Origin of the sequence: Asanoa ishikariensis (genome assembly GCF_900107455.1) — a bacterium.
In the GTDB taxonomy this organism is placed as follows: domain Bacteria; phylum Actinomycetota; class Actinomycetes; order Mycobacteriales; family Micromonosporaceae; genus Asanoa; species Asanoa ishikariensis.
The window spans coordinates 1,407,597-1,433,510 of record NZ_FNQB01000001.1 but is presented as its reverse complement, the minus strand read 5'-3'; the positions used below and the strand labels follow the sequence as shown (position 1 = coordinate 1,433,510).

24 protein-coding genes are annotated in these 25,914 nt (G+C 71.0%); 12 read left to right on the top strand and 12 right to left on the bottom strand.

Annotated features, from left to right (window positions below):
• Positions 1 to 210 precede the first annotated feature (210 nt).
• Complete coding sequence (gene secA / locus BLV39_RS06745) at positions 211 to 3,117, bottom strand: preprotein translocase subunit SecA (RefSeq protein WP_090788447.1); 2,907 nt, start codon at positions 3,115 to 3,117, stop codon at positions 211 to 213.
• 162 nt (positions 3,118 to 3,279) lie between these two features.
• On the opposite strand from secA, the gene BLV39_RS06740 reads away from it, so the two are divergent.
• The 4 genes from BLV39_RS06740 to BLV39_RS06725 all read left to right on the top strand — a co-directional run bounded on the left by BLV39_RS06740 (position 3,280) and on the right by BLV39_RS06725 (position 7,436).
• Complete coding sequence (locus BLV39_RS06740) at positions 3,280 to 4,446, top strand: GNAT family N-acetyltransferase (protein WP_090788445.1); 1,167 nt, start codon at positions 3,280 to 3,282, stop codon at positions 4,444 to 4,446.
• Positions 4,443 to 5,555, top strand: a complete 1,113-nt coding sequence (locus BLV39_RS06735) for a GNAT family N-acetyltransferase (RefSeq protein WP_090788443.1) — start codon at positions 4,443 to 4,445, stop codon at positions 5,553 to 5,555. Before BLV39_RS06740 ends, BLV39_RS06735 begins: the two co-directional genes overlap by 4 nt.
• A 71-nt stretch (positions 5,556 to 5,626) precedes the next feature.
• Entirely contained in the window at positions 5,627 to 6,022 is a 396-nt protein-coding gene (locus BLV39_RS06730; RefSeq protein ID WP_090788441.1) for a hypothetical protein, read from the top strand.
• 1 nt (position 6,023) lies between these two features.
• A complete protein-coding gene (locus BLV39_RS06725; RefSeq protein WP_090788438.1) occupies positions 6,024 to 7,436 on the top strand; it encodes a glutathionylspermidine synthase family protein in 1,413 nt (470 codons plus the stop codon).
• Here BLV39_RS06725 and hpf read toward each other — a convergent pair.
• The 5 genes from hpf to mtrA all read right to left on the bottom strand — a co-directional run bounded on the left by hpf (position 7,425) and on the right by mtrA (position 13,197).
• Positions 7,425 to 8,063 (bottom strand): ribosome hibernation-promoting factor, HPF/YfiA family, encoded by a 639-nt coding sequence (hpf, locus tag BLV39_RS06720; RefSeq protein WP_090788436.1) that lies wholly within the window; start codon positions 8,061 to 8,063, stop codon positions 7,425 to 7,427. The genes BLV39_RS06725 and hpf overlap by 12 nt on opposite strands.
• A 252-nt stretch (positions 8,064 to 8,315) precedes the next feature.
• Complete coding sequence (locus tag BLV39_RS06715; protein WP_090788434.1) at positions 8,316 to 9,023, bottom strand: phosphoribosyltransferase family protein; 708 nt, start codon at positions 9,021 to 9,023, stop codon at positions 8,316 to 8,318.
• Between the two features lie 4 nt (positions 9,024 to 9,027).
• A complete protein-coding gene (locus tag BLV39_RS06710) occupies positions 9,028 to 10,803 on the bottom strand; it encodes an LpqB family beta-propeller domain-containing protein (RefSeq protein ID WP_090788432.1) in 1,776 nt (591 codons plus the stop codon).
• Positions 10,800 to 12,494, bottom strand: a complete 1,695-nt coding sequence (gene mtrB / locus BLV39_RS06705) for an MtrAB system histidine kinase MtrB (protein ID WP_143049659.1) — start codon at positions 12,492 to 12,494, stop codon at positions 10,800 to 10,802. Before mtrB ends, BLV39_RS06710 begins: the two co-directional genes overlap by 4 nt.
• Before the next feature lie 13 nt (positions 12,495 to 12,507).
• Positions 12,508 to 13,197 carry an MtrAB system response regulator MtrA gene (mtrA, locus tag BLV39_RS06700; protein WP_089245388.1) on the bottom strand — a complete coding sequence of 230 codons (690 nt, stop codon included), beginning with the start codon at positions 13,195 to 13,197 and terminating at the stop codon, positions 12,508 to 12,510.
• Between the two features lie 170 nt (positions 13,198 to 13,367).
• Between mtrA and BLV39_RS06695 the strand changes: the two genes are divergently transcribed.
• From BLV39_RS06695 to BLV39_RS06675, 5 genes are read left to right on the top strand one after another with little or no spacing between them, the layout of a single operon-like run.
• Positions 13,368 to 14,231: a hypothetical protein gene (locus tag BLV39_RS06695; RefSeq protein WP_090788430.1), complete on the top strand. Its 864-nt coding sequence runs from the start codon at positions 13,368 to 13,370 to the stop codon at positions 14,229 to 14,231.
• Positions 14,228 to 14,812: a DUF4129 domain-containing protein gene (locus BLV39_RS06690; RefSeq protein ID WP_090788428.1), complete on the top strand. Its 585-nt coding sequence runs from the start codon at positions 14,228 to 14,230 to the stop codon at positions 14,810 to 14,812. Before BLV39_RS06695 ends, BLV39_RS06690 begins: the two co-directional genes overlap by 4 nt.
• Positions 14,809 to 16,197, top strand: coding sequence for a DUF4350 domain-containing protein (locus BLV39_RS06685; protein ID WP_090788426.1), 1,389 nt, complete (start codon positions 14,809 to 14,811; stop codon positions 16,195 to 16,197). The genes BLV39_RS06690 and BLV39_RS06685 overlap by 4 nt, the downstream gene beginning before the upstream one ends.
• Positions 16,194 to 17,171 carry an AAA family ATPase gene (locus tag BLV39_RS06680; RefSeq protein WP_090788425.1) on the top strand — a complete coding sequence of 326 codons (978 nt, stop codon included), beginning with the start codon at positions 16,194 to 16,196 and terminating at the stop codon, positions 17,169 to 17,171. Before BLV39_RS06685 ends, BLV39_RS06680 begins: the two co-directional genes overlap by 4 nt.
• A 2-nt stretch (positions 17,172 to 17,173) precedes the next feature.
• On the top strand, positions 17,174 to 18,478 hold the full coding sequence (locus BLV39_RS06675) for a DUF58 domain-containing protein (protein WP_090788423.1): 1,305 nt from the start codon (positions 17,174 to 17,176) through the stop codon (positions 18,476 to 18,478).
• Here BLV39_RS06675 and BLV39_RS06670 read toward each other — a convergent pair.
• Complete coding sequence (locus BLV39_RS06670; RefSeq protein ID WP_090791219.1) at positions 18,475 to 19,419, bottom strand: RDD family protein; 945 nt, start codon at positions 19,417 to 19,419, stop codon at positions 18,475 to 18,477. The genes BLV39_RS06675 and BLV39_RS06670 overlap by 4 nt on opposite strands.
• 24 nt (positions 19,420 to 19,443) lie before the next feature.
• Between BLV39_RS06670 and BLV39_RS06665 the strand changes: the two genes are divergently transcribed.
• Positions 19,444 to 20,523 carry a stage II sporulation protein M gene (locus tag BLV39_RS06665; RefSeq protein ID WP_090788420.1) on the top strand — a complete coding sequence of 360 codons (1,080 nt, stop codon included), beginning with the start codon at positions 19,444 to 19,446 and terminating at the stop codon, positions 20,521 to 20,523.
• Positions 20,524 to 20,575: 52 nt separating this feature from the next.
• On the opposite strand, the gene efeB is transcribed toward BLV39_RS06665, so the two are convergent.
• The 3 genes from efeB to efeU are packed head-to-tail and all read right to left on the bottom strand — an operon-like array spanning position 20,576 to position 23,864.
• Complete coding sequence (gene efeB / locus BLV39_RS06660; RefSeq protein WP_090788418.1) at positions 20,576 to 21,844, bottom strand: iron uptake transporter deferrochelatase/peroxidase subunit; 1,269 nt, start codon at positions 21,842 to 21,844, stop codon at positions 20,576 to 20,578.
• A gap of 2 nt (positions 21,845 to 21,846) precedes the next feature.
• Positions 21,847 to 22,983 (bottom strand): iron uptake system protein EfeO, encoded by a 1,137-nt coding sequence (efeO, locus tag BLV39_RS06655; protein WP_090788416.1) that lies wholly within the window; start codon positions 22,981 to 22,983, stop codon positions 21,847 to 21,849.
• 14 nt (positions 22,984 to 22,997) lie between these two features.
• Positions 22,998 to 23,864, bottom strand: coding sequence for an iron uptake transporter permease EfeU (efeU, locus tag BLV39_RS06650; protein ID WP_090788414.1), 867 nt, complete (start codon positions 23,862 to 23,864; stop codon positions 22,998 to 23,000).
• Positions 23,865 to 23,979: 115 nt separating this feature from the next.
• Between efeU and BLV39_RS42835 the strand changes: the two genes are divergently transcribed.
• Complete coding sequence (locus tag BLV39_RS42835; protein WP_176984790.1) at positions 23,980 to 24,138, top strand: hypothetical protein; 159 nt, start codon at positions 23,980 to 23,982, stop codon at positions 24,136 to 24,138.
• Here BLV39_RS42835 and BLV39_RS06645 read toward each other — a convergent pair.
• Both BLV39_RS06645 and pnuC read right to left on the bottom strand, forming a co-directional pair.
• Complete coding sequence (locus tag BLV39_RS06645) at positions 24,135 to 25,172, bottom strand: AAA family ATPase (RefSeq protein WP_090791218.1); 1,038 nt, start codon at positions 25,170 to 25,172, stop codon at positions 24,135 to 24,137. The genes BLV39_RS42835 and BLV39_RS06645 overlap by 4 nt on opposite strands.
• Positions 25,169 to 25,726 (bottom strand): nicotinamide riboside transporter PnuC, encoded by a 558-nt coding sequence (gene pnuC / locus BLV39_RS06640; protein ID WP_373315355.1) that lies wholly within the window; start codon positions 25,724 to 25,726, stop codon positions 25,169 to 25,171. The genes BLV39_RS06645 and pnuC overlap by 4 nt, the downstream gene beginning before the upstream one ends.
• Here pnuC and BLV39_RS45070 point away from each other — a divergent pair.
• Complete coding sequence (locus BLV39_RS45070) at positions 25,665 to 25,793, top strand: hypothetical protein (RefSeq protein WP_373315354.1); 129 nt, start codon at positions 25,665 to 25,667, stop codon at positions 25,791 to 25,793. The genes pnuC and BLV39_RS45070 overlap by 62 nt on opposite strands.
• Positions 25,794 to 25,914 lie beyond the last annotated feature (121 nt).

Genomic DNA, 25,914 nt, shown 5'->3' with positions numbered 1-25,914 from the left:
TGATCAAGGCGGGGGGTGAGCAGCACGTTCTCGGCCAGGCCCGCGTCGCACGCCAACTGCAAGCCCCGGAGCGGGCCCTGGACGCCGCTCAGCCCCCGCAGGGACCGCGGTGGCGAGCGGCGGTGACCCAACCATCGCAGCGGAGAGGAGGAGCGCACGAGAAAGCCCGCCCCCCAACAAGGGGGGCGGGCTTTCTCAGAGCACTTCAGATCACGGAGTCGGTGCCCCGTGGCAGCGCTTGTACTTCTTGCCCGAGCCGCACGGGCACGGGGCGTTGCGGGACGGGCCGTTGCTCGGCTGGGCCGCGGCGCGGCCCGGTGACGGGCGACGACCGGGCGACGGACGCGGGCGGTCGCCGTCGCCGCCGGCCGGGGCCGGGTTGCCGACGCCGAGGGCCGGCGCATGCTGCATCGGAGGCTGCGGCTGGGTGTGCTGGACCGCTACCCCACCGCCGCCGGCGGCGCCGTCGATCGTGGGGGCCGAGTACTGCAGGCCGCCCTGTGGGCGGGAGGCTCGGCCCAGGCCCTTGGCCTTGATCTCGATCGTGGCGTCGTCGGGCATCGGCAGGGCGCCACCGCCGGTGGCTGCCGGCTCGGCCGCGGGGGCCTCCTCGACCTGGACGTCCAGGTTGTAGAGGAAGCCGACCGTCTCCTCCTTGATGCCGTCCATCATCGTGGCGAACATCTCGAAGCCCTCGCGCTGGTATTCGACCACCGGGTCGCGTTGCGCGTAGGCCCGCAGGCTGATGCCCTCCTGCAGGTAGTCCATCTCGTAGAGGTGCTCGCGCCACTTGCGGTCGATGACCTGGAGCAGGACCATCCGCTCGAGCTGGCGGGTCGCCTCGATGCCGAGCTCTTGCTCACGGGTGTCGTACGCGTTGTGCGCGTCGTCCTTCATCCGGGCGACCAGGAACTCGCCGTCGATGCTGTTGCGCTCGCCGCCGGCCTCTTCCTCGACGTCGTCGACGGTCACGCCGACCGGGTAGAGCTGCTTCAGCGAGGACCAGAGCTGGTCTAGGTCCCAGTCCTCGGCGTAGCCGTCGGAGGTGGCGCCTTCGACATAGGCACCGACCACGTCGTCGATCATGTGCCGGACCTGCTCGTGCAGGTCTTCACCGTCGAGCACGCGCTTGCGCTCGGCGTAGATGACCTGGCGCTGCTTGTTGAGCACCTCGTCGTACTTGAGGACGTTCTTGCGGATCTCGGCGTTCTGGCCCTCGATCTGGGCCTGCGCGCTGCGGATCTGCCGGGTCACCATCTTGGACTCGATCGGCACATCCTCGGGGATGTTGAACCGCTCCATGACGGCCTCGACCGCACCCGCGCGGAAGCGGCGCATCAGCTCGTCCTGCAGCGACAGGTAGAACCGGGACTCGCCCGGGTCGCCCTGCCGGCCGGAACGACCGCGCAACTGGTTGTCGATGCGGCGGGACTCGTGCCGCTCAGTGCCCAGCACGTAGAGCCCGCCCGCCTCGACGACCTCGGCGGCCTCGGCGTCGCAGTGCTGCTTCCAGCGGGGCAGGATCTCCTCGAACGCCTTGGCGTAGTCGTCCTCGTGCTCGACCGGGTCTAGGCCGCGCTGGTGAAGCTCGGCTGCCGCGAGGTTGTCGGCGCTGCCGCCGAGCAGGATGTCGGTGCCTCGGCCGGCCATGTTCGTGGCGACCGTGACCGCGCCCCGGCGACCGGCCTGCGCGATGATCTCGGCCTCTTGCGCGTGGTACTTCGCGTTGAGGACCGAGTGCGGGATGCCCCGGCGGCGCAGGAGCTGCGAGAGGATCTCGGAGTTCTCGACCGAGACCGTGCCGACCAGGATCGGCTGGCCCAGCGCGTGCCGCTCCGCGATGTCTTCGACGACCGCGTTGAACTTGGCCTTCTCGGTCTTGTAGATGACGTCGGGGCGGTCGAAGCGGACCATCGGCCGGTGCGTCGGGATGCTGACCACGCCGACGTTGTAGACCTTGTTGAACTCGCCGGCCTCGGTCTGCGCCGTGCCCGTCATGCCGGACAGCTTCTCGTACAGCCGGAAGTAGTTCTGGAGCGTGATCGTGGCAAGAGTTTGGTTCTCCTGCTTGATCTCGACGCCTTCCTTGGCCTCGATCGCCTGGTGCATGCCCTCGTTGTAGCGGCGGCCGTGCAGGATGCGACCGGTGAACTCGTCGACGATCAGGACCTCGCCGTCGTTGACGATGTAGTCCTTGTCGCGCTTGTAGAGCTCTTTCGCCTTGATCGCGTTGTTGAGGTAGCCGACCAGGGGCGTGTTGACCGACTCGTAGAGGTTGTCGATGCCCAGCCGGTCTTCGACCTTGGCGACGCCGCGCTCGGTGATCGCGATCGTGCGCTTGGCGTAGTCGACCTCGTAGTCGCCCTCGCCGTCCTTGCCGACCTGGAGCCGGGCGACGACGGCGGAGAACTCCGAGTACCACCGGGCGGAGTGCTCGGCCGGGCCGGAGATGATCAGCGGCGTGCGCGCCTCGTCGATCAGGATCGAGTCGACCTCGTCGACGATCGCGAAGTTGTGGCCCCGCTGCACCAACTCGTCCTTCGACCACGCCATGTTGTCGCGCAGGTAGTCGAAGCCGAACTCGTTGTTGGTGCCGTAGGTGATGTCGCACTCATAAGCCGCACGGTGCTCGGTCGACGGCCGGTTGGGCAGCACCACGCCCACGCTCAGCCCGAGGAAGCCGTGCACCTGCCCGACCCACTCGGCGTCACGTTGCGCCAGGTAGTCGTTGACGGTGATGACGTGCACACCCTTGCCGGAGAGCCCGTTGAGATAGGCCGGGAAGACGCCGGTCAGGGTCTTGCCCTCACCGGTCTTCATCTCCGAGATGTTGCCGAAGTGCAACGCCGCGCCGCCCATGAGCTGCACGTCGTAGGCCCGTTGGCCCAACACCCGGTGCGCCGCCTCACGGGCGGTCGCGAACGCTTCCGGCAGCAGGTCGTCGAGGGTTTCCCCCTCGGCGAGCCGCTCCCGGTATTGGAAGGTCAGGTCGCGGAGCTCTTCATCGGTGAGGTTGACGTAGTCGTCCTCGATCGAGTTGACCGCATTTGCGATGGCCTTGAGCCGGCGCAACATGCGTCCTTCGCCCGCACGAAGGAACTTTTCCAGAATCGACACGGATCAACGCTCCCCTAGACGGTCTGCCGAACTATCGTAGGCGCTCCTCCGGGCTGACTGTCAGGGGCGGTTCCCGACGAGCAGCTTATAACGGACATAACGAAGCTAACGCCAGGCGAAATCCCGTTATGCCCGGGGTGATGTGTCCGGCAGGATGACCGCGTGGAGCCCCCGAAGATCATCACAGATGGCTTGGTCATCCGGGCGTGGCAGCCAGAAGACGCGGCCGAGGTGGCGCGGGCGTGCCAAGATCCGGACATCCAGCGCTGGACCTCCGTCCCGGTGCCGTACCGCCGCGAGCACGCCGACTTCTTCGTGGCGCAACTCTCTCCCACGAAGTGGCAGGACGGCACCGGCGCCCCGCTCGGCGTGTTCGACGAGAAAACCGGCGAACTGCTCGGCTCGACCGGGTTGATCTCGATCAGCGACGACCGCACGGTCGGTGAGATCGGCTACTGGACCGCACCCTGGGCGCGCGGCCGCGGGTCGGCCACCGCCGCCACCCGCGCGGTGGCCCGGTGGGCGATCGACGAACTGGGTGTACGCCGGATCGTCTGGCGCGCCGAGGTCGGCAACCACCTCTCGCGGCTGGTCGCGCTGCGCTCCGGCTTCACCATGGAGGGCATCGCCCGGCACGACATCGAGGACCGCGACGGCACCCGCCGCGACACCTGGGTCGGCTCGCTGCTGCCCGGCGACCCGACCGACCCTGAGCTCGCCGGCCCCGAGGCCCGCCGCGCGATCGCGTTCAGCCGCCCGCAGCCCGACCTGTTCGCCGCCACCCGCGGCGGCGAGATCAAGCTGCGCGCCCTCGAGGAACGCGACATCGACCCCATCACCGACAGCTCCAACGACCCGGAGACGGTCCGCTGGACCACGGTCCCGCATCCCTACCGCCGCGAGCACGCCGAGGCCTTCGTGCGCGACATCGCACCCGGCAACTGGCTGCGCGGCGTCGGTGCCGTGTTCGCGATCGGAGACCCGGAAGCCGACGCGTACGCCGGTCTGATGGAACTGCGCCTGCACCCCACCCGCCTCGCGCTCGCCGACGTCGGTTTCGTGGTGCCCCCGCAGGCGCGCGGTCGCGGTTTCGCGCCGGCCGCGCTCTCCGCCGTCTGCGCGTGGGGCTTCACCGCACTCGGCGTCGACCGGATCGGCTGGTGGGCCAACGTCGGCAACGAGGCGTCCCGACGGGTCGCGGAGAAGGCCGGCTTCACGTTCGAGGGCACCAACCGTCGCTACCTCGACCACCGTGGTGAGCGGATCGACGCCTGGGCCGGTGCGCTGTTAGCGTCCGATGAGCCGTTCAACGGGAGGACACCGGGATGAAACCGGAACCCATCGAGACGCCGACTGTACGGCTGCGCCTCCTTCGCGCCGACGACGCCGCTGACGTCGAGGCCGCCTGCAACGATCCGCAGATCCAGCGCTTCCTGCCGTCCATGCCCCGCCCGTACACCCGTGACCATGCCCTGACCTGGATCAACGACGAGGCGCAGTGGGCGGCCGGCGGCGCGAGTTACGCGATCGCCGACCCGGCGACCGACCGGCTGCTCGGCACGGTCGGCGTGCACCACGTCGACACGGACCGCGCGCAGGGCGAGATCGGCTACTGGGCGGCGCCGTGGGCGCGTGGCAAGGGCGTCATCACGGCCGCGACCAAGGCGGTCGCCGAGCGTGCCTTCGCCCAAGGCTTCGACCGGATCGAGGTGCTGGTCGACCTGGCCAACCCGAAGAGCGTCCGGGTGGCGCTGGCGGCGGGCTTCCACCCCGAGGGCACCCGGCGCGGCGCGGCCCGCAACGCCGACGGTTCCCGGCGCGACGTCACGGTGTTCGCCCGGCTGGCCGGTGACCCGGCCACGCCGGTCGTGCGAGCACTGCCCGACCTGCCCGGCGGTGAGCTCACCGACGGAGTGGTGACCCTGCGTCCGCTCGGTCCCGGCGACGAGGACTTCTACCACGAGCTGTTCAGCACCCCCGACATCGTCGCGTCGCACGTGCCGCCGGTGCCACCGGACCTCGAGGAGATCCGGCTGCGCTGCGCGCGGTCCGAGAGCCGCTGGTTGCTCGGCGAGCGCGCCGACCTGGTGATGGTCGACGCGGCCACCGGGGCGCCGGCCGGCGACATCGGCCTCTACTACCAGGAGCCGGTGACCGGGCAGGCGATGATCGGGTACTGCGTGCTGCCGGCCTTCCGCGGCCGGGCCTTCTCCAGGCGGGCCAGCGTGCTCCTGTGCCGGTGGGCGTTCGCCAACACCGCGATCGCGCGGATGATCGCCGGCACCAACCCGGCCAACGGGGGCTCGCAGCGGGTCCTGGAGGCGGCCGGCTTCCTGCGCGAGGGCTACCAGCGCAACCGCCTGCCGGGCCTGGCCGGCGGCCGCATCGACGACATCCTCTGGGCACTCCTACCCGGTGATCTCCGCGAGAAGGACTGAACGGATCATCGCCGTCGTTGCGGCGGTCTATTAGTGTGAGCCCACTTGCAGCGGGAACTCGGGAGATGATGATGACTGCTCGGCGGCGCAACACCACGCGCGTCGTGCTGGGCGCCGCGTTCCTCGGCCTTGCCGCCGGCGGCACCGCGGCGTGCGACTCGGCCGACGACGACCACACCTTCTACTGCGTCGACCAGAACGACACGATCGTCAACGAGGACGACTGCGATGACGACGGCGACGGCCGCGGCGGCTTCTTCTTCTGGGCGCATTCGCCGCGCTACGCCAAGGGCCTCAAGGCCGGCGCGAAGCTGCCCGGCGGTGGCTCGAAGTTCGCCTACAACGACACGACGCAGCGCAGCGCCTGGGGCCTGCCCGCGACCGGCCGGGTCAGCAACGGCACGGTGAAGTCGAACGTGGTCGGGAGCGGCGGCGACAGCAGCAGCAGCAAGTCGTCCGGCGGCTGAGGTGCGACGGGTCGCGCATGGTGTTCAGCGGCAAGGCTGGGAGCAGACGAACGCGTCGCTCGGGCTGACCTACAACGCCACTCCCCTGGCCGACGGGCGGGTCCTCTCGTACTGGCGGGAGGGTCCGTTCTACGACTTCGACCTCGACGAGATCCTGGCGCTCGAGCAGGCGGCGGCCACCCTGCACCGGATGTGTGTCGCGGCCGGCGACCACATCGTCGCCGGTTGCCCGCGCCGGGACCGCACTGTGCGCCGGGAGTCCTACCTGTCCGCCGAGTGCTGGCCGGACACCTGCCTGCTGGCGAAGATCGGCGTTCCGGAATACGCGCACGAGCAGGTGATCCGCACCTGGTTCGACGGCGACAAGGACGCCTGGACGCACGCCGACAAGGACCTGTTCGGCGCCCACACGCACGCGCCGCAGACTCCGGACTACTCGCCGAGTGTCTACGGACGGTTCGACCTCTGGTACGCGGGCAAGGGCAGCACGCCGAAGTTGCTCGAGTTCAACGCGCAGACGCCGACCGCCCTGCTGGAGAGCGCGGTGATCCAGTGGTCGTGGCTGGAGCAGACCGGCCAGACGCACCACCACGAGCGGCAGTGGAACGGGGTGCACGAGGGGCTCGTCGAGGCGTGGCGGCGCAACATGGCCGAGCTACGCGCGGCGCGCCCGTGGCTGCCCGAGCGGCCGACCATCTACTTCGCGTACGAGACCAGCGAGACCTCCGGCGAAGACCGGATGAACGTGGCCTACCTGATGGAGACGGCGACCCAGGCCGGCTTTCCCACCGAGCTGATCGCGATGAGCCAGATCGGCGTCGACCAGGTCGACGGCAGCGTCCGGTTCCAGCAGGGGCAGTTCGAGGTCGGCCCGCAGATCGACGTGATCTTCATTCTCTACCCGTGGGAATGGCTCTGGAACGAGGAGGGCGGCCGGCCGATCTTCCGGAACATGGCCGACCCGACCAAGCGCGGCACCGTCTGGATCGAGCCGCCGTGGACCGCGGCGCTGTGGTCCAACAAGGGCCTGCTGCCGGTGCTCTGGGAGCTGTTCGGCGACAAGCCGGAGGGCGAGTTGTTGCTGCCGGCCTACTTCGAAAAACCCGCCACGATGACGTCGTACGCGAAGAAGCCGATCTGGTCCCGCGAGGGTGCCAACGTCGAGCTGGTCCGCGACAACGTGCCGCTGGTCGCCAACGCCGGCGAATACGGGCGTGAGGGCTTCGTCTATCAGGAGCTGCGCGAGCTGCCGTCATTTCCGGGTGCGGAAGGCGACTGCCATCCGGTGCTCGGCGTCTGGATGGTCGACGGCGAGCCGGCCGGTCTGGGGATCCGTGAGGGAGTGGGCGTCGACGGGCTGATCACCCGCAACGACGCCCACTTCGTCCCTCACACGATCGGCTCACACCTGTAGCGAGATGATCCCGTAGTCGTAGCCCTTACGGCGGTACACGACGCTCGGCTGGCCGCTTTCCTTGTCGTTGAAGAGATAGAAGTCGTGCCCGACGAGCTCCATCTGGAAGAGCGCGTCGTCGACGGTCATCGGCTCACCCGGGTGCTCCTTCACCCGCGCGACGTGCCAGGGCTGGTCGTCCTGCTCGTCCTGGTTGAGCACGGCGTACCGGTCGGCCGGGTCCTCGAGCACCGCGGTGCTCCGCCGCGCGCTGGGAACGACCGGTGCCGTCGCCGAGGGCAGCGAGGCGGTGTGCTCGGCCACGGAGACGGGCGTGCGACCCCGATGCACGCGACGCCGGTCGGCCGCCCGGCGCAGCCGGCTGTCGAGCCGGGTGATGGCCAGGTCGAGGGCGGCATAGAAGTCGGATGCGCAAGCCTCGGCGCGGACCACGGGCCCACGGGACGCGCAGGTGATCTCCACCCGTTGGCAGTGGTCCGTCTGACGCGGGTTGCGTTCGTGGAATAGCTCGACGTCGACCCGGATCAACTTCTGGTCGTATCGCTCGACCTTCGCCAGTTTGTCGGCGACATGGATCCGGAAATGATCGGGCACCTCAACGTTTCGGCCCTTGACGACGATGTCCACGCGTTACCTCCCACAACGATCTGTGCTGATGCGGTGGTGAATGAATGGCCGGCTACGCCGCGCGTCTTGACCCTGGGCGTCGACCGACCGAACGGTGCGCCTCCTTTCGGATGCGGGTCCCCCTCGGGGCTTGGACCACAGTCCTACCCCGGTGAACTTCACGCTAACGCCGCTCGGCGTCCCAGTCACCCCCTGTCAACCGGGGGGTTCGGAGAAGTTTCGCCCAGTGGGCGCGATCGGGTGAAAACGGATCTACTGAGGGTGACGCTTGCGTGTCGCTGCGATAAGAGCGGCCGCGTCGACGGCAATCTCGGCCCGCGCGAGCAACGCCGTCAACGCGGCGAGCGTGGCGCCGGTCGTGACGATGTCGTCGACCACGACCACCGCGCGACCGTGCGCGGCCCGTGCGGCGGCGCTGGTGTGTCGGGCCGACCTGAGCCCGAAGGCTGCCGCCGCGGCAATTGCCCGCTGCGCACTGTCGAGGTGAGTGGCGTCCGGTTTCGGCAACGCGCGCACCGGTTGTGCCACGACGGTAGGCCAACCCGCCCGGCCCAACGTCTTCGCGGCGCGGTCGGCGAGGCGGCGGACGTGGTCGCCGTGTCGTTCCCGGACGGCGGCCGTGGTCGACGGCACCGGCACCAGCAGGACCGGGCGGCGGGCGCCACCGGCGGCGGCGGCGACGGACTCGGCGAGCAGGGCGCTCAGTGGGGCCGCCAGCGAGACGCGGCCGCGCTCCTTGTAGGCGAGCAGGGCTTCACGCAGCGGGCCGGCGTACTCGCCGGCCGCGACACAGGCCGGCAGGCCGGGTGGAGCCGGGTCAGGGCGGACCACCCGCGGGCGCAGCGCGGCGAGGGTGGCGGCGCAGGACACGCAGGTGCCCTGGCGCAGCGGCACGTGCGCGCTCGCGCAGCCCGCGCACTCGGCCGGCAGCACCAGGTCGGCGAGCGCGGCGAGGACCACGGTTCTAGTAGACGAAGAACGGCGCGGTCGGCTGGCTCTCGCCGCCAGGGCCTGGCGAGGCGGAGGGTGGTGCGCCGTCGACCATCGAACGCTCCACCTGCGTCGACGTGCCCGCGGCCAGCCAGGCAGAGTTTTCGGCCTGATAGAGCATCGTGGTGGAGCGGTCGAGCACCTTGATCTCCGGGTAGGCGGCGATCATGGTGATCGGCCCCTCGCCGTCGTAGATCCGCGGGGTGCGCCGCACGCCGTCGACGCTGACGTCGACGATCGCCATGCGGTCCGCGTCCTTGCCGCTCACCGACACGGCGGTCTCGCCACTCCAGGCGACCGCTCTCAGGTCTGCGAGCTGCGGGTCCAGTTGCCGCGGGTCACCGAAGACCACCTCGCCGTCCTGCATGACCGAAACGGGCACGACGTAGAGGCGCCCGTCGGCGATCAGCGCGATCCGTTGCCCGTCGATCGCGGCCGCCACCGCGGTGATGTCCTTGAGGCCCTTCACCGAGACCAACGCCGCCTTGCGGTCCGGGCCGAACCTGTAGAGCCGCCCGTTCGCGGTGGGCACCAGGCCCGTCCGGGACCGGGGCAGCCAGACGGGGGCGGCCGTCGGCTTGACGCCCGGCACGGTGGCGAGCGCCTCGACCGGGATGTCGCCGGTGCCCGAACCCACGCGCAGGTCGGAGGCCGGCGTGACGACGGCCGCGTCCATCCCGCTGGAGTTCCGGTTGAAGGCGGCCCACTGCACGTCCTTGTTGACGGCGTCGGCGAGTGGGACGGGTGCCGCCGTGCCGACCGGCGCGCTCAACGCCCGGACCTTGTGGTCGAGCACCGCGTACGCGTGCGCCTGGAGCCCGATCGGGTACGGCGTGCGATTGATCAGGTCTCGCACCGGGTACGTGTCCTCGAGCTGGCCGTTGATCTTGAGCTGTAGCGACTCCGCGCCGAGCTCGCTCACCGTCCAGGCCACCTGCCGCACGAGATAGTCGCCGTTGGCGTCGTTGTCGATCGCGGTCGGCGACCAGTTCATCGTGAGCTGGCCGTTGACCAGGGGCGCGTTGATCAGCAGCTTGCTGTCCTTCGGCAGCCCCTCCGCCACCCCTTCGAGCCACGGCGACGGACCGCCTTCGATCATCGCCAGCAGCTCGGTCGGCACCCGGGACAGCGGGACCTCGCTGGGCAGCCAGCGCAGGTCGGGCAACAGCGCGGTGCGGTCGGTGTTCCAGAAGTAGACCGTGCGCTCGGTGTAGTAGAGCTGGAGCGCCTCGACGTCGAGCAGAACCTCGCTGGGCCCCTTGACGACGCGCCAGCCGCCGCCGGCGCCGGACTCGGCCCGGATCTGCAGGTCGTAGCCCTTGGCGGTCGAGGTCGGCGCGAGGAGCACGCCGGCGGAGTTGAGCGTGCCGACCTGTTCGACGTCGACGTGGACGTGGACGTTGTCCTCGGCGACCTTGATGTCGCCGACCCGTACCACCGTGACCGCGTCCTTGAGCGTGAAGTTGCGAGTGGCGTCGCCGGCCACGTAGTCCTGGAGGCGTTGGCTGGTCTTGCCGCCCGGGTCGAACTCGCCCGCCGCGGCGCGGAGGAAGTTGCGGACGAAATCCTTGGGGGTGCCCGCCGTCAGCCGGCCGCTGGGCGGCTGTGCGCTGGCGGCCTGTTGGTCCGAGCCGGCCACCGGCCCGGCCTGGTCGACCTGGACGTCGGTGTGGTCGGGTATCCCGCACCCGGCGACCAGGCCGGCGGACAGGCCAACGGCGGCGACCAGCGCGCCGATCCTGCGGATCACGGTGCCACCTCCGCCGGGGCCTGGGTGATCGCGCGGGGCTGCGGAGGCGCCGCCACCGCGGGGACGTCGGCGTCTTCGGGCACCAGCCGCACCGGCGAGCCGGCGAGCCGGTCGCCGGCCCGCACCGGGAGGGTCAGCCGGAACTGGGCGCCCTGACCGGGCGCGCCCCAGGCCTCCAGCCAACCGCCGTGCAGGCGGGCGTCTTCGAGGCTGATCGACAGGCCGAGCCCGGTGCCGCCGGTCTGCCTGGCCCGCGACGGGTCGGCCCGCCAGAACCGGTTGAAGACCAACTTCTCCTCGCCCGGCTTGAGCCCGAGGCCGTGGTCGCGCACCGCGACCGCCGCCGCCACACCGTCGGACACCAACCGCACCACGACCGGTCGGCCCTCGGCGTGCTCGACGGCGTTGCCGACCAGGTTGCGCAGGATCCGCTCGACCCGGCGCGGGTCGGCCTCGACGATCACCGGGCTGTCCGGCACGTCGACGCGGAGCTCGACCCCGCACCGTTCGGCCAGCGCGCGCAGGGGTTCGACCGCGCGGTGCACGATCGGCACCAGGTCGGTGGGCTCGGCGTCGAGCATGGCGAAGCCGGCGTCGTAGCGGCTGATCTCCAGCAGGTCGGTGAGCAGGCTCTCGAACCGGTCGAGCTCGGTCTGCAGGATCTCGGCGGTGCGGGACACGTCGGCCGGGAAGCGCTCGCGCTCGGCGAAGATCAGGTCGGCCGCCATCCGGACGGTGGTCAGCGGCGTGCGCAGCTCGTGCGAGACGTCGGACGTGAACCGGCGTTGCAGGCGGGACATGTCTTCCAGCCGGACGATCTGGCGCTGCAAGTTGGCGGCCATCTGGTTGAAGGAGGCGGCGAGCAACGCGAGGTCGTCTTCGCCGGAGACCACCATCCGTTGGTCGAGCAGGCCGGCGGAGAGCCGCTGCGCCGTGCGCGCGGCCACCCGGACGGGCCGGACGACCAGTCGCGTGACGAGCGCGGAGAGCAGGCCGAGCAGCAGCACCAGCGTGGCGCCGGTGGCCAGCACGGTGGCGTTGATCTGGGTCGCCGCCGAGTCCTGGGTGGTCAACGGCTCGATGTAGTAGAGCTCCACCTGGCCGAACTTGGTGCTGACCGGCGTGCCCTTGACCAGGTATTTCACCTGCCCGGCACCGAGGTTGCCGGAGCGGATGGCGGTCGCCCGGCCGCCGTCGCGGACCACTCGGGTGATGTCGCCGCCGAGCACACCGGAGATGTCGCCCGGGCGGGACTGCACGGCGGTGATCTCGTTGACGTTGTCGGCCCGCACCACGACCAGCCCCGAGCTCGGGTCCTGCGAGTCACCGCCGGCGAGGTTGGAGACGATGTCCTGGAGGGTGCCCCGCACGTTGGGCTCGTAGGGCTTGCCGAACACGATGAGCTGCTCGCGGGCGAAGGCCTGGCCGCTGTCGAGCTGGGCGTCGACGCTCTGCTTGGCCCGGTCGAGCAGGATCGTCGAGCTGCGGTAGGCCACGACGTAGGCGAAGACGGCGACCAGCAGGCTGGAGACCACGAGGGTCAGAGTGACGACCCGGACCTGCAGCGAGCGGCGCCAGGTGTGCTCGATCGTCACCAGGAAGAGCGTCACCTGCCGGACGACGAGACCCCAAAGGGCCCGGGCACGCGCCCGGGCCGTTCGGAAGACTTCGTCCAGTGACGCTCTGCTCACAGCGAAACCCAGATTATCCGGTGCCGGCCTTGTAGCCGACACCACGCACAGTGAGGATGATCTCCGGCCGCTCGGGGTCGGGCTCGATCTTGGCGCGCAGTCGCTGGACGTGCACGTTGACCAGGCGGGTGTCGGCCGCGTGCCGGTAGCCCCAGACCTGCTCCAGCAGCACCTCGCGGGTGAACACCTGCCGCGGCTTGCGGGCCAGCGCGACCAGCAGGTCGAACTCCAACGGGGTCAGCTTGACCTCTTCGTTGTCGCGGGTGACCGTGTGCGCCGGCACGTCGATGGTGATCTGGTTGCCGGGCGGGCCGATGGTCAACATCTCGGGCGCCGCGTCTTCGCCCCGGCGCAGCCGGGCCCGCATCCGGGCCACGAGCTCCTTGGGCTTGAACGGCTTGACCACGTAGTCGTCGGCGCCGGACTCGAGCCCGAGGACCACGTCGACGGTGTCGCTCTTGGCGGTCAGCATCACGATCGGGACGCCGGACTCCGACCGGATCGACCGGGCCACGTCGATGCCGCTCATGCCGGGGAGCATCAGGTCGAGCAGCACGATGTCGGGTCGGTTGTCACGGAACGCGGACAGGGCACGCTCACCGTCGGCCACGAACGAGGGCAGGAACCCCTCGCTGCGCAGCACGATGCCGAGCATCTCCGCCAACGCGGGATCGTCGTCCACCACCAGAACCCGGGCTCTCATGGCACCAATATTCCATCTGCGTTCATCGCGGTGTGACCGGCCGGCCGGGGGAATATCCGCGCTGACCCGGTGATCGGTCCCCACAATTCGGTCGTTGAGCGCTGATCCGGGCCACCAGGTGCGCAATATCCTCTGATCCGGTCCTCGGGCGTGACATGCGCCATGCCACGATGACCGCTATCCCACGCAGCCTCCCGGAGTCGACCCTGGACACGTCCGCCATCCCCCGGCGCCCTCTCACGATGGGCGAGCTGCTGGACGCCGCCCTCCTGGTGCTGCGCGGGCACGCGGCCGCGCTGTTGCCGCTGGCGGCGGTCCTGGCCGTGGGTGAGCAGTGGCTGCTGGGTCCGCTGCGCGCCTGGGTCGGCCTCGACCTGCTCGACCCGTTCCGGTCCGTGGACCACAACTTCGGCCCGCTCTGGACGACCCTCTGCGTCGGCGCCGGCTGCGAGGCGCTGATCATCGCGCTGGTCGCCGCGCCGGCGGCCCGCGCCGCCGGGGCCCTCCTGCTGGGCCGGCCGCTCGACAACCGGGCCGTGCTCGACCCGCGGGGTCTGCGCCCGATCGCCACCCTCTTCCTGGCGCTGTTCGCCGGCCTGGCCGTCGCGACCGTCTCGTTCGCCGGGCCGGCGTGGGCGATCGGCTTCGGGTTCTGCGCGCTGACCGTGCCGGTCCTGGTGACGGACCGGGTCAACCCGTTCCGGGCGATCGGGCGGGGCGCCGTGCTGGCCGGCCGGTCGGGCGCCCGCGGCGTGTGGGTCCTGCTCCTCGCGTACCTCACCTGGTGGCTCATCCGGCTCCTGGTCGGCACCGCCGGCGGCAACTTCCTCGCCCAGCTCGTGCCACTGCCGTCGGAGGCGCTCGGCGTGCTGCTCACCGCGATGCGGGTCGCGGTCAACACGCTGGCCTACGCCGCCCTCGCCTGCCTGGCCGCGACCCTGCACCTGGAGACCCGGTTCCGCACCGAGGGGCTGGACATCGCGCTCAGCCGTGGCCACGGTCCCGCCGCCGACCCGCTGGCGGTGCGCCGATGAGCGGCTTCGCCCGCTGGTGGACCGAGACGGCGGCGGCGGTCAGCGACGTCCTCGGGCTCGGCTGGCTCCTGCTCATCCTGGTGGTCCTCGCCACGGCGATAGCCCTGCTCTGGTCGCACTGGTCGCGCCTGCGCCGGCCCCAACTGCGGTTCCGTCGCAGGCGGCCCACCGCCGAGCCCGAGACGACCGTCGAGCCGCTGCTCGACGACGCCGAGCCGGACGCCCTGCCGGACCTGCCGGCGGCGACCTTCGTCTCCCGCGCGGACCGGTTCGCCGCGCAGGGCCAGTGGGCGGAGGCCGTCCGCGAACGGCTGCGGGCGGTGGTCCGGTTGCTGGTCGACCGCAAGGTGATCGAGCACCATCCAGGATGGACGGTCACCGAGCTGGCGTCCGCCGCCGGCCGGAACGCGCCGGCCACCGACCAGCCGCTAGCTGCGGCCGGCACGGTCTTCTCCGACATCTGGTACGGCGAGAAGGCGGCCAACGAGGACGACGACACCACCATGAAGCGGCTCGCGGCGGAGGTGGACCGGGCGGTGTCCGGCGGCCGGGTGCCCGCGAGCCGGCGGGGTGGGTCATGACCACCACGACCCGGGCCGGTGGCCGGCGTGCGGCGCTGCGCCGAGGTTGGCGGCGCGGCCGGCGCACCTTGATCCCCTTCGGCGTGGTCCTGCTGCTGCTGGTCGCCACGCTGGTCACCCGCGCCGTCGACACCCCCGACACCGGCGACGAGGACTTCCTCTCCCCGGTCAGCGACGCGGCGATCGGCTCGGCCCGGCTGGCCGACGCGCTGCGGGGCCAGGGCATCACCGTGGTGCGGCACACCGACCCGCGCGCCGCGCTCACCGACGCCGGTGGCGCGACCCTGTTCGTGCCCGCCGCCGAGTTCCTCGACGCGCAGAGCGTGAACGCGCTGCGGTCGCTTCCGGCGAGCACCCGGGTGGTGCTGGTCGACCCGCCGGCACGGACGCTGCGCGGCGCCGACGTGCCGCTGCTGCGTGGACAGCGCCGGTGGGCGACAGCCCCTGTTGCCTCCGACGGCTGTGCGATCCCGGGCATCGCCGGGGCGGGCGCCGCGGCGGCCCGGCGCCAGTCCTACGTGGTCGAAGAGACGTTCAACGGCGGCTACGACGCGTGCTACGACCGGGGCGTGCTGCGGTTCGGCTACCCGCAGGAAGTCGTGGTGGTCGGCGCGGCCGACCCGTTCCTGAACGGACGCCTCGACGAGCACGCCAACCGCACCTTCGCCTCGGGCCTGCTGTCGACCCGGCCCAAACTCGTCTGGCTCGACCTGCACGAGCCGTGGTTGCCGCCGAAAGAGCCGAAGCCGACCTACACACCGGACCCGTCCGAGCAGGAGACCTACGAACCGCCGACGGCCGAACCGCAGGACCAGTTCACCGCGCCGCCGGCCCGCGACGGGAACGGCTCGCCCGGCGACCGGCGCAGCAGCGGCGAGGGCGACGGCGACAGCGCCTCGATCACCGACGCGTTCCCGCCGTGGGTCTGGGCGATGCTGGCCACCCTGGCCGCCGCGCTGCTCCTGCTGCTCCTCTGGGCCGGTCGCCGACTCGGCCCCGCGGTCACCGAGCCGCTGCCGGTGGAGGTCCGCTCCGGCGAGACGGTGCTCGGTCGCGGCCGGCTCTACCAGCGCGCCAAGGCCCGCGGCCCGGCCGCCGAAGTGCTCCGCCACGCCGCGCGCAAGCGGATCGAGCCGGCCCTCGGGCTCGACAGCGAACACACCCCGGCCGACGTGGTCGCCGCCGTCGCCGCACGCACCGGGCGCGACCCGGCCCAGGTCGACGGGCTGCTCTACGGCCGCATTCCGGCGCACGACGACGAGCTTCTCGACCTGGCCCGGGGTCTGCACACCCTGGCCGACGAGGTCGGCGGCGTCGTACCCGCGGGGCAGTCCCGCGACACACAGCCCGGCAGCGCCGGGCCTGACCAAGGAGAACCACGGTGACCCTCGCCGCCGGACCGACCGCCGAGACCGATCCCCGGGTGGCCCTGCACCGGCTGCGCGCCGAGGTCGCCAAGGCGGTGGTCGGGCAGGACGCGGTCGTCACCGGGTTGCTGATCGGCCTGCTCTGCCGCGGCCACGTGCTGCTCGAAGGCGTACCCGGGGTAGCGAAGACCCTGTTGGTGCGGTCTTTCGCGGCGGCGCTGGACCTCGACATGAAGCGGCTCCAGTTCACCCCCGACCTGATGCCCGGCGACGTGACCGGCTCGCTGGTCTACGACCCGCACGGTGCCGCGTTCACCTTCCGTCGGGGTCCGGTGTTCACCAACCTGCTGCTGGCCGACGAGATCAACCGGACGCCGCCGAAGACCCAGTCGGCGCTGCTGGAGGTCATGGAGGAGCGCCAGGTGTCGGTCGAAGGCGTGCCTCGGCCGCTGCCGGAGCCGTTCCTGGTGATCGCGACCCAGAACCCGATCGAGTACGAGGGCACCTATCCGCTGCCCGAGGCCCAGCTCGACCGCTTCCTGCTCAAGCTCGCCGTCCCGCTGCCCACCCGCGACGAGGAGCTCGGCGTGCTGCGCGCGCACAACCAGGGCTTCAACCCGCGCGACCTGTCCGCTGCGGGGATCCGGCCGGTGGCCACCGCGGCCGATCTGGCCGCCGCGCGCGAGGCGGTCGGCCGGGTCGGGGTGGTCGACATGGTGCTCGGCTACGTCGTCGACCTGTGCCGGGCCACCCGGGTCTCCCCCTCGCTGGAACTGGGCGCGTCACCGCGTGGCGCCACCGGGCTGCTCGCCGCGGCCAAGGCCTGGGCGTGGATCTCCGGCCGGGAATACGTGACGCCCGACGACGTCAAGGCCGTCACCCGGTCGACGCTGCGGCACCGGGTGCGGCTGCGCCCCGAGGCCGAGCTCGAGGGCGTCACCGTCGACCAGATCCTCGACGCGGTGCTCGGCACCGTGCCGACCCCGCGCTGACCATGGTCACCTGGCGGACCGCCCTGCTGCTCGGCCTCGCCGCGCTCACCATGCCGCTGTGGGCGGCGCCGTGGTGGGCCGCCGCGGTCGCCGGCTGTGTCGTCCTGGCACTGTCCGCTGTGGACTTCGTGCTCGCCGCGGCGCTCCGGGACCTCGTCCTGGCCCGCGACGGTGACTCCGCGGTCCGGCTCGGCCAGTCCGCCACCGTCCGGCTGCGGGTGCGCAACAACGGCACGCGTACGCTCCGCGCCGACGTCCGCGACGCCTGGGTGCCCTCGGCCGGCGCGGTGACCCCGCGGGGACGCGTAGAGGTGCCGGCGGGCACCAGCGTGACGCTGGCGGCCGAGCTGACCCCGACCCGCCGGGGTGACCGACCCGCGATCGGGGTCACTGTGCGCTCGCACGGCCCGCTGGGCCTCGCGTTCCGGCAGCGTCGTGAACACCCGGCCACCCCGCCCTGGCGCCTGCGCGTGTTGCCGCGCTTCACGTCCCGCGTACTGCTGCCGGAGAAGACCGCGCGCCTGCGGGTGCTCGACGGCACCATCGTGACCCGCGGCCGGGGCCAGGGCACCGAGTTCGACGCGCTGCGGGAGTACGTGATCGGCGACGACGTCCGGTCGATCGACTGGCGGGCCAGCGCCCGCCGGTCCGACGTGATGGTCCGCACCTGGCGACCGGAACGCGACCGCCGCGTGGTGTGCGTGCTCGACACCGGCCGCACCTCGGCCGTCCGGATCGGCGACGAGCCCCGGCTGGACGCCGCGATGGACGCGGCCCTGCTGCTGGCCTCCCTCGCGGCCCGCGCCGGCGACCAGGTCGACCTGCTGGCCGTCGACACCGCGGTGCGCGCGTCGGTCTCCGGCGCCGGCCGCCAGGTGTTGCTGGCCAAGTTGGTCAACGCGCTCGCGCCGCTGCAACCGGCGCTGGTCGAGACCGACTTCGAGCTCGTCGTCGGCGAGGTGCTGCGGCGGGAACGCAAGCGCGCGCTGATCGTGCTGTTCACCGCGCTGGAGCCGGGCGCGCTGGGCGAGGGCCTGCTGCCGGTGCTGCCGAGGCTGGTCGCCCGGCACAAGGTCGTCGTGGCGGCCACGCACGACCCGGTGCTGCGCGACCTGACGACCCGCGAGCCGGCCACGGCGGCCGACGTCTACGCGGCGGCGGCCGGCCACCGGGCGCTGTCCGAACGCGCCCGGGTCGCGGCGGCGCTGCGGCGCGGCGGTGTCGAGGTGGTCGACGCACCCGCCACCGAGTTCGCGGGCGCGGTCGCCGACGCGTACCTGACCCTCAAGGCGCTGGCCCGGCTCTAGAAAGGCCGGGGTTGGTGCGCTGTCACCGGCCACGCCAGCGGTGGCGTGTCGTCGGAGTAGGGCACGCCTGGGCGCACCAATGGATCCACCGGGGCAGGGGCGGCTTTGGGTACCAGGTCCGGCCAGATCGCCGCGCTCACCGCGCGCGCCCGGGCGAGCCGCAGCCGGGCCCGCCGGTGCCGCTCGGCGATCACCGCGGCCAGGTAGGCCCAGCCCGGCACGTCCGGCGGGGGCGGTGGGGTGGTCACCGCGGCGACCTCGGCGGCCAGCGTGCGCCCGAGCTCGGTGCGGGCCGGCTCGCGTAGCTCGCGACCACGGGCCAGGAAGTGCCGGACGGCCAGCGCGAGCTCGTCGGAGACGCCGGTGAGGTCGAGGGTCAGCGCCCACTCGGCCAGCCGGGGCGGCATGCCGGGCACCCAGCCCCAACCCGCCGGCGTGCGCTCGTGGATCACCATGGTGCCGGCGACCAGGTCGCCGAGGCGCTTGCCGCGCGGGTTGCCCAGCATCGTCGCCAGTGCCGCGATCCAGGTCACCGGCGGCAGCAGCACGCCCGGCCACTCGGTGGCGACGCCGACCAGGCTGCGGGTCAGGGCGTGCCGCAGCCGCACCGGGCCACCGTCGTCGCGGACCACCCGCAGGCCCAGCGCGGCCTTGCCGAGCGTGCGGCCACGGAAGACGGTCTCGCAGGTGACCGGGTAGCCGACCAGCAACAGCACGGTGCCGACCACCGTGATGCCCTGGATGGTGGCGTTGTCGAGCTCGGTCGGAATCGTGGACAGGAACGCCGACACGATCACGAACAGCACGAGGCCCAGCGCCAGGATGACGATCAGGTCGATGAGCAGGGCGGTGACCCGCGAACCGGCCCTGGCGGCGCGCACCTCGAGCTCCACGGCCTCGCCGGTAACGACCCGGTCGGACGAGAGAGGTTGCGCGGTCACCCGCACAGTGAACACTATGAGCGCGTGGATCTCGACGCCTACGTAGCCGAGCACGATGCCGAGTGGCGCAAGCTGGAATATCTTTCCGGCAAGCGCCGGCTGGCCGCCGTCGAGGTCGACGAGCTCGTGACGCTCTACCAGCGCACGGCGACGCATCTGTCGGTGGTGCGCAGCCGTACCCCCGACCCGGCTCTGATCGCCCGCCTGTCCCGGCTCGTGCTGGCCAGCCGGGCGGCGATCTCGCCGGGTCGCCGGATGCGGCTCGCCGACGTCGGCCGGTTCTTCACGGTCGGGTTCCCGCTCGCCGCGTACCGCGCCTGGCCGTGGTGGTGCGCGGTCGCCACCGTGTTCACCGCGCTGACCTTCTTCCTCATCTTCTACACCGCCGGTCATCCCGAGGTGGCCAGCGCGCTGATCGGCGACGAGGCCGCGCGCCGGCTGGTCGAGACGGAGTTCGCCGCCTACTACTCCGAATACTCGCCGCAGACGTTCGCGTTCTCCCTGTGGACGCACAACGCCTGGCTGTCGGTGCAGTGCCTGGCGGCCGGCGTGCTGATCCTGCCGGTCCTCTGGCTACTGTGGAACAACGCGCTCAACATCGGCCTCAGCGGCGGCGTGATGGTCCAGTACGGCGAGGCGGAACAGTTCTTCAGCCTGATCACGCCGCACGGCCTGCTGGAGCTGACCGGCGTCTACGTGGCGGCCGGCGTGGGCCTGCGGATCGCCGGCGCCTGGATCCGCCCGCCCCGGCACCTGACCCGCACGCGGTCGGTGGCCGCCGCCGGCCGCGAGGGCCTGCTGGTCGCGATCGGCCTCGTGATCCTGTTCGCGGTGTCCGGCGTGATCGAAGCGTTCGTCACGCCGTCGTCGATGTCACCCGCGTTGAAAATCGCCATCGGAGCGCTCGCCTGGCTGGGCTTCATCGGCTACGTGATGCTGTTCGGGTCGGCGGCGGCACACGCGGCGAAGGCCGAACAGGCGTCGATCCTCGACATCGACCGGGACTCGGGTCCGTCGGCGGCACGACCGTCGCTCCCGCCAGAGACCGGGCCGGTCCCTGGCGGGCCCGTCCCTGCGGCGTCCGCGGCGGCAAGTGCGAGTTAAGGAAGGGCCCCTTCTTAACGCTTTCCGCATAGGAAGGGACCCTTGCTAACGCTTAGCCGAACAGCGCGCGGCCCCAGTAGTCGCCGCCGTCCTCCACACCGGGCGGGCAGGCGAACAGGGCGCTCGACACGTGCCGGATGTACTCGTTCATCACGTCGTGCCGGGCTAGCTGGAGCTGGATCGGCACGAACTGCTTGTGCGCGTCGCGCTGGAACGAGATGAAGAACAGGCCCGCGTTCAGCCGGCCGAGGCCGTCGGAGCCATCGACGAAGTTGTAGCCCCGGCGGAGAATCCGGGCGCCGCCGTTCTGGCTGTGGTGGGCCAGTTTCACGTGCGCGACCTCGCCGATCGCCGGCTCGCCGTCGGGGCCTTTGAGGGTGAAGTCCAGCTCGTCGAACTCGTCCTGCTGGCCGAGTGGCGCGCCGGTGCCCTTGGCCCGGCCGACGATCTCCTCCTGCTCGCCGAGCGACGTCCGGTCCCAGGTCTCGATGGTCATCCGGATCTTCCGGGCCACCAGGTAGGAGCCACCGTCCATCCAGGACGCTCCGTCGCCCGCGCGGACCCACAGGTGCTCGTCGAGCAGCGCCGTGTCCTCGGCCTTGAGGTTGGCCGTGCCGTCCTTGAAGCCGAACAGGTTGCGCGGGGTGACCTGGTCGCGCGACGTCGACGAGGTGCGGCCGAAGCCGAGCTGCGACCAGCGCACGCTGACCACGCCCATGCCGATCCGGGCGAGGTTGCGGATCGCGTGCACCGCCACCTGCGGGTCGTTGGCGCACGCCTGCACGCACAGGTCGCCACCGGAGATCTCCGGCTGGAGCGCGTCGGCGGGGAACTTCGGCAGGTCGGCCAGGGCCGCGGGGCGCTTGTCAGCGATGCCGAAGCGGTCCACACCGGACGCGTCGCGGAACAGCGTCGGGCCGAAGCCGACTGTCAGCGTCAGGCCGGCCGGCGGCAGGTCGAGCGCCTCCCCGGTGTCGTCCGGCGGCGCCTCCGGTATCCCGTTGACCGCGCCGATCGTGCCTGCGTCCTGGCCCTGGGTCATCCGGGCGGCCGCGGCCGTCCAGTCCTGGAGCATCGACACCAACCGGTCGCGGTCCTTCGTGACCACGTCGAAGGCGACGAAGTGCAGCCGATCCTGGGCCGGCGTGATGATGCCGGCCTGGTGGTCACCGTGGAACGGGACAGCACCACTGGCCGCCGACACCGGAACCGTGGGTTCCGAGTCAGCGGCCAGCACGGCCGTCGCGCCGGCAGCCGCTCCCGCGATGCCGGCAACACCGACACCCGCGATCGTCATCGCCTTACGACGCGTGATTCCCATCTTTAGCCGGCCACGACCGCGGCGACCTTGCTGATCGGCTCGGCCAGCGCGTTGATCGCGTCGGAGAGGGCCTTCAGGTCGTCCTGCGACAGCTCGTTGTGGAACTTCCAGCCGTCACCGTCGCGGTGCTTCGACAGCGCCGTGTCGACGTTGGCGAACTCGGTGTCGAGCTGCTTGACCAGGTCGGCGTTGCGCTGCTCGAGTGCGGGGCGCAGCGCGGAGATGGCCGCCTTGGAGCCTTCGACGTTGGCGTTGAAGTCCCACAGGTCGGTGTGCGAGTAGCGGTCCTCCTCGCCGGTGATCTTGCCCGTGGCGACCTCGTCGAGGAGCTCTTTGGCACCGTTGGCGAGCTGGAGCGGGGAGAGCTGCTCGGCGTTGGCCTTGGCGACGATCTCCTTGACGTTGACCATCAGCTCGTCGGCCATCGGACCGGACTTCGAGATGTCGCCGGTCTTCCACAGGTCGCGCTCGATCGCGTGGAACCCGGTGAACTTCATGCCCTCCTCGACGACCTCTTCCCGGCCGTCGATCTTCGGGTCGAGGTCACCGAAGATCTCGGCGACGGGCTCGATCCGCTCCCAGTACGTGCGGGCGACCGGGAACAGCGTCTTGGCCTTCGCGGCGTCGCCGGCCTTGACCGCGTCGACGAACTCCTGCGTCTTGGTCAGCAGGGCGTCGGTCTGGCTCTTCACGTAGCGCGAGTAGCTGTCGGTGGCGTCCTTGAGGGCGGCGTCCTCGGTGAGCGGCGCGGCGGAGCCGTTGACCTTCAGCGGCCCGCGGATGCCCTTGCCGATCATGCCGGGCTTGCAGGCCGTCTCGTACGTGCCCGCGGCCAACTCGACGTGCAGGTCCCGGCTCAGGCCCGGCACGATGTTCTCGACCTCACCCATCACCCGGTCGCCGGCGGCGTACACGTAGAACTCGGTGACCTTGGCGCCCTTGTTGGTGATTTTGAACTGCACGGTGCCCGCGTCGACGTCGGTGACGCCGACCTCGCAACCGGTGTCGCTCGCGTTGACGGCGATCGGGCCACCCTTGTCCGCGGCGGCGTCGGCACCCTTGTCGTCACTGCCGGAGCAGGCGGCCAGGCCACCCGCCAACAGGGCGACCGCGACGGTCGCCAGGTATCTGCTGCGCATACGAGGACTCCTGATCAGGCCTGCGGCGCGGACGCCGAGGTGGTGGTTTCGGTGGGCGCGGTGGCCGGCTTGGGCTTGCTCTTCGCCGGCTTGAGGAAGATCGCGAGGACCGGGATGCCGTACGCGGCCCAGGCGATCGTCTCCAGGACGGTCGGGGCCGGGGTGATGTTGAACATTCCGGCGAGCAGGCTGCCGTACCAGGAACCGGGGTCGAGGGTGCCGCTGATGTCGAAGGCCAGCGAGTTGAGCCCGGGCAGGACGCCGGACTCCTGGAAGTCGTGCACCGCGTACTTGAGGATGCCGGCGGCCACCAGGATCAGCAGCGCGCCGGTCCAGGTGAAGAACTTGCCGAGGTTGATCCGCACGGCCGTGCCGTACAGCAGGATGCCGATGACGATCGCCGTCGCGACGCCGCCGATCAGCGAGTAGAGCGGGCCGCCGTCGGTCGACACACCCTGCACCGCGGAGTAGAAGATCAGGGCGGTCTCGAGCCCCTCGCGGACCACGGCGAGGAACGCCATCACGGCGACCGCGATGGACCCGACCGCGAGCGCGTCGGTCATCCTCGTCCGCAGCTCACCCGCGATGGACCGGGCGGCCCGGCGCATCCAGAAGATCATCCAGGTGACGAATACGACCGCCGCGAGCGAGGTGATCGCCTCGAAGAGCTCACGGTCCTTGTAGTTGGCGAGCAGCGTGGTGCTCGTGTAGGTGAGCAGCCAGCCAAAGAGGACCGAGAGCGCGACCGCGAGCGCGACACCCACCCAGACCTGGATGAGCCGGTCTTTGCGCTGGGACTTGACCAGGAAGGCAACCAGAATGCTGACCACGAGGGTCGCTTCCAGTCCTTCGCGCAGGCCGATCAGGTACGTCGCGAACATGTCAGCGGACTCCGGTCACGCTAGGTGATAGGCGCACCTAAGTAAGGGCAGCCATACCTTCTCTCCGCTCGGACGGGAAAGTCAAGCCGCCTGTTGAACAGGTAACGTCCCGACCGTGAAGGCCTTCATCCCGTGGCTGACCGTGCTGGCGTTGGTCATCGCACTCAACGCACTGCGGCTGCGGCCGCTGGCGACGGCGCTCGCGGTGGGTTGGCTGATCTATTGCGTGTGGACCTGGGTGCGCCCAAAGCGCCCACAAGGCCGCCCTAATTAGAGCGGTTCGGCCAGGTTCCAACCCTTGTTCAGGAGACGCGTACAGGCGTCCCGCGCGGCCGCGAGCCGCTCCTCCAGCGACCCGGCCAACTCGACCACCGGGACGGGCGCACCGGCCAACGCGGCCCGGAACCGACCGGTCATCCACTCTCGAACGTGCTCTCCGTCACGCAGACCGTCCTGCTCGAAAGGCACCCCTTCGTGGTCGGTCAACAGGTAGAGGTCGGGCCAACGCGCCGCTGCTCGCACCTTTTCGGAGGATTTGCCGAGATAGCGCTCCTCCCAGATCTCGGTGGCACGCGCGTCGGTGTCGCAGATGAGCAGCGCGCCGCTGGCTCTGGCCGCTTCGTCGGCGGCGGCCTCCTGGCGGTGGGCCACCTCGACGAAGTCCGCCTCGTCCCAGGTGACGTCGTAGACGGTCGCGGCCGGGCCGAGGGCGGCCAGCTTGCGTTCGGTGAGCTCTCGGCCGTACTCGGGGACCCAGGTGGTGTCGAACCACTCGGCCAGGGCGCGGGCGACCGTGGTGGTGCCGGTCGACTCGGCGCCGACCACGACGACGCGACGCACGAACCAGGCACGCACCTGCGGGGTTAATGCGGACCAGTGGGCGGCCGGGTCGGCGCGGACCGCGGTGCCGGAGACGGGAACCCTTCCGCGGTCGGGGTCGAACGGCACGTGGGTGGCGTCGAACCTTCTTGCCAACTCCGGACCATAGGCCTCGGAAGAGAAGACCGCGTCGATCTCGGCGTCGCCGGCGGCTTCTCGGAACAGCGCGCAGTGCACGTCCCAGGCGGCCGGGTCGTCGTAGTCGATGGGATGGTCGTCATAGCGGCCGACGAAGCGGACGTGCGGCGTGGCTCCGTGTGCCTCTTCGAGCCAGCGGACCCGCAGGTCGAGCGGGATCGACTCGCGCCGGGACGGAGCGACCACGACCGTGACTGCGGCGCATCGGGCGGCCGCGTGGTCGATCAGCGCGTGGTGGCCGGCGTGGGGCGGGTAGAACTTGCCGACGACCAGGCCGTGCCGGTAGCTCATGCGATCGCCAGGCTTGGGCGCCGGGCCGCCCGCCATTGCTGGAGGCCGAAGACGCAGAGGGTGAGAAAGATCAGGTAGAGCCCCGCGGTGAGGTAGAGGCCCTTGTAGGCGTACAGCGGGATGTAGATCAGGTCGGCGGCGATCCACAGCCACCAGCTCTCCCAGCGCTTGCGGGTCTGGCCGTAGGTGGCGAGCAGCGACAACGCCGTGGTGACGGCGTCCGGGAACGGGACCGTGGAGTCCGTGGCCCGGTCGAGGAAAAGCGTGAGGGCGGCGGTGAGTGTGATGCCGGCGACGGCGAGTGCGACCCATTCCCTCGGGCTGGTGTCGGCGACCTGGAGGCGGCTGCGGTCCTGGCCGCCATAAAGCCACGACCACCAGCCGTAAAGACCGAGCACCACGTAGAGGATCTGCAGACCAGCGTCGGCGTAGAGGCCCGAGGTCCAGAAGACCAGCATCAGGAGGGCGACGTTCAGAATGCCGACCGGCCAGTTGCTGATCCGTTGGCGCGCGACGAGCCAGACGTTCAGCGCGCCGGTGAGAAACCCGAACACTTCGGCCCACGAGGTCGGCGTGCCGCCGAGTGTGAAGGCGGCATCCGTGAGCATGTGCGGTTCCTAGATAGACGATGGCCCTCCGCCGGGTGCACCGGCGAAGGGCCATCGTCCTTGATTTTGATCAGTAACGGTAGTGCTCGCGGACCTGGCAGCGGGCGGGCCCGGTCTTGGCCCGCCCGCGGTCT

Coding starts and splice junctions, on each gene's coding strand:
- BLV39_RS06675 (WP_090788423.1), top strand. CDS start 17,174: ATGGTCACCTGGCGGACCGCCCTGCTGCTCGGCCTCGCCGCGCTCACC.
- efeO (WP_090788416.1), bottom strand. CDS start 22,983: ATGCGCAGCAGATACCTGGCGACCGTCGCGGTCGCCCTGTTGGCGGGT.
- BLV39_RS06645 (WP_090791218.1), bottom strand. CDS start 25,172: ATGAGCTACCGGCACGGCCTGGTCGTCGGCAAGTTCTACCCGCCCCAC.
- BLV39_RS06695 (WP_090788430.1), top strand. CDS start 13,368: ATGACCGCTATCCCACGCAGCCTCCCGGAGTCGACCCTGGACACGTCC.
- BLV39_RS06735 (WP_090788443.1), top strand. CDS start 4,443: ATGAAACCGGAACCCATCGAGACGCCGACTGTACGGCTGCGCCTCCTT.
- efeB (WP_090788418.1), bottom strand. CDS start 21,844: ATGGGAATCACGCGTCGTAAGGCGATGACGATCGCGGGTGTCGGTGTT.
- BLV39_RS06685 (WP_090788426.1), top strand. CDS start 14,809: ATGACCACCACGACCCGGGCCGGTGGCCGGCGTGCGGCGCTGCGCCGA.
- efeU (WP_090788414.1), bottom strand. CDS start 23,864: ATGTTCGCGACGTACCTGATCGGCCTGCGCGAAGGACTGGAAGCGACC.
- BLV39_RS06690 (WP_090788428.1), top strand. CDS start 14,228: ATGAGCGGCTTCGCCCGCTGGTGGACCGAGACGGCGGCGGCGGTCAGC.
- mtrA (WP_089245388.1), bottom strand. CDS start 13,197: ATGAGAGCCCGGGTTCTGGTGGTGGACGACGATCCCGCGTTGGCGGAG.
- BLV39_RS06730 (WP_090788441.1), top strand. CDS start 5,627: ATGACTGCTCGGCGGCGCAACACCACGCGCGTCGTGCTGGGCGCCGCG.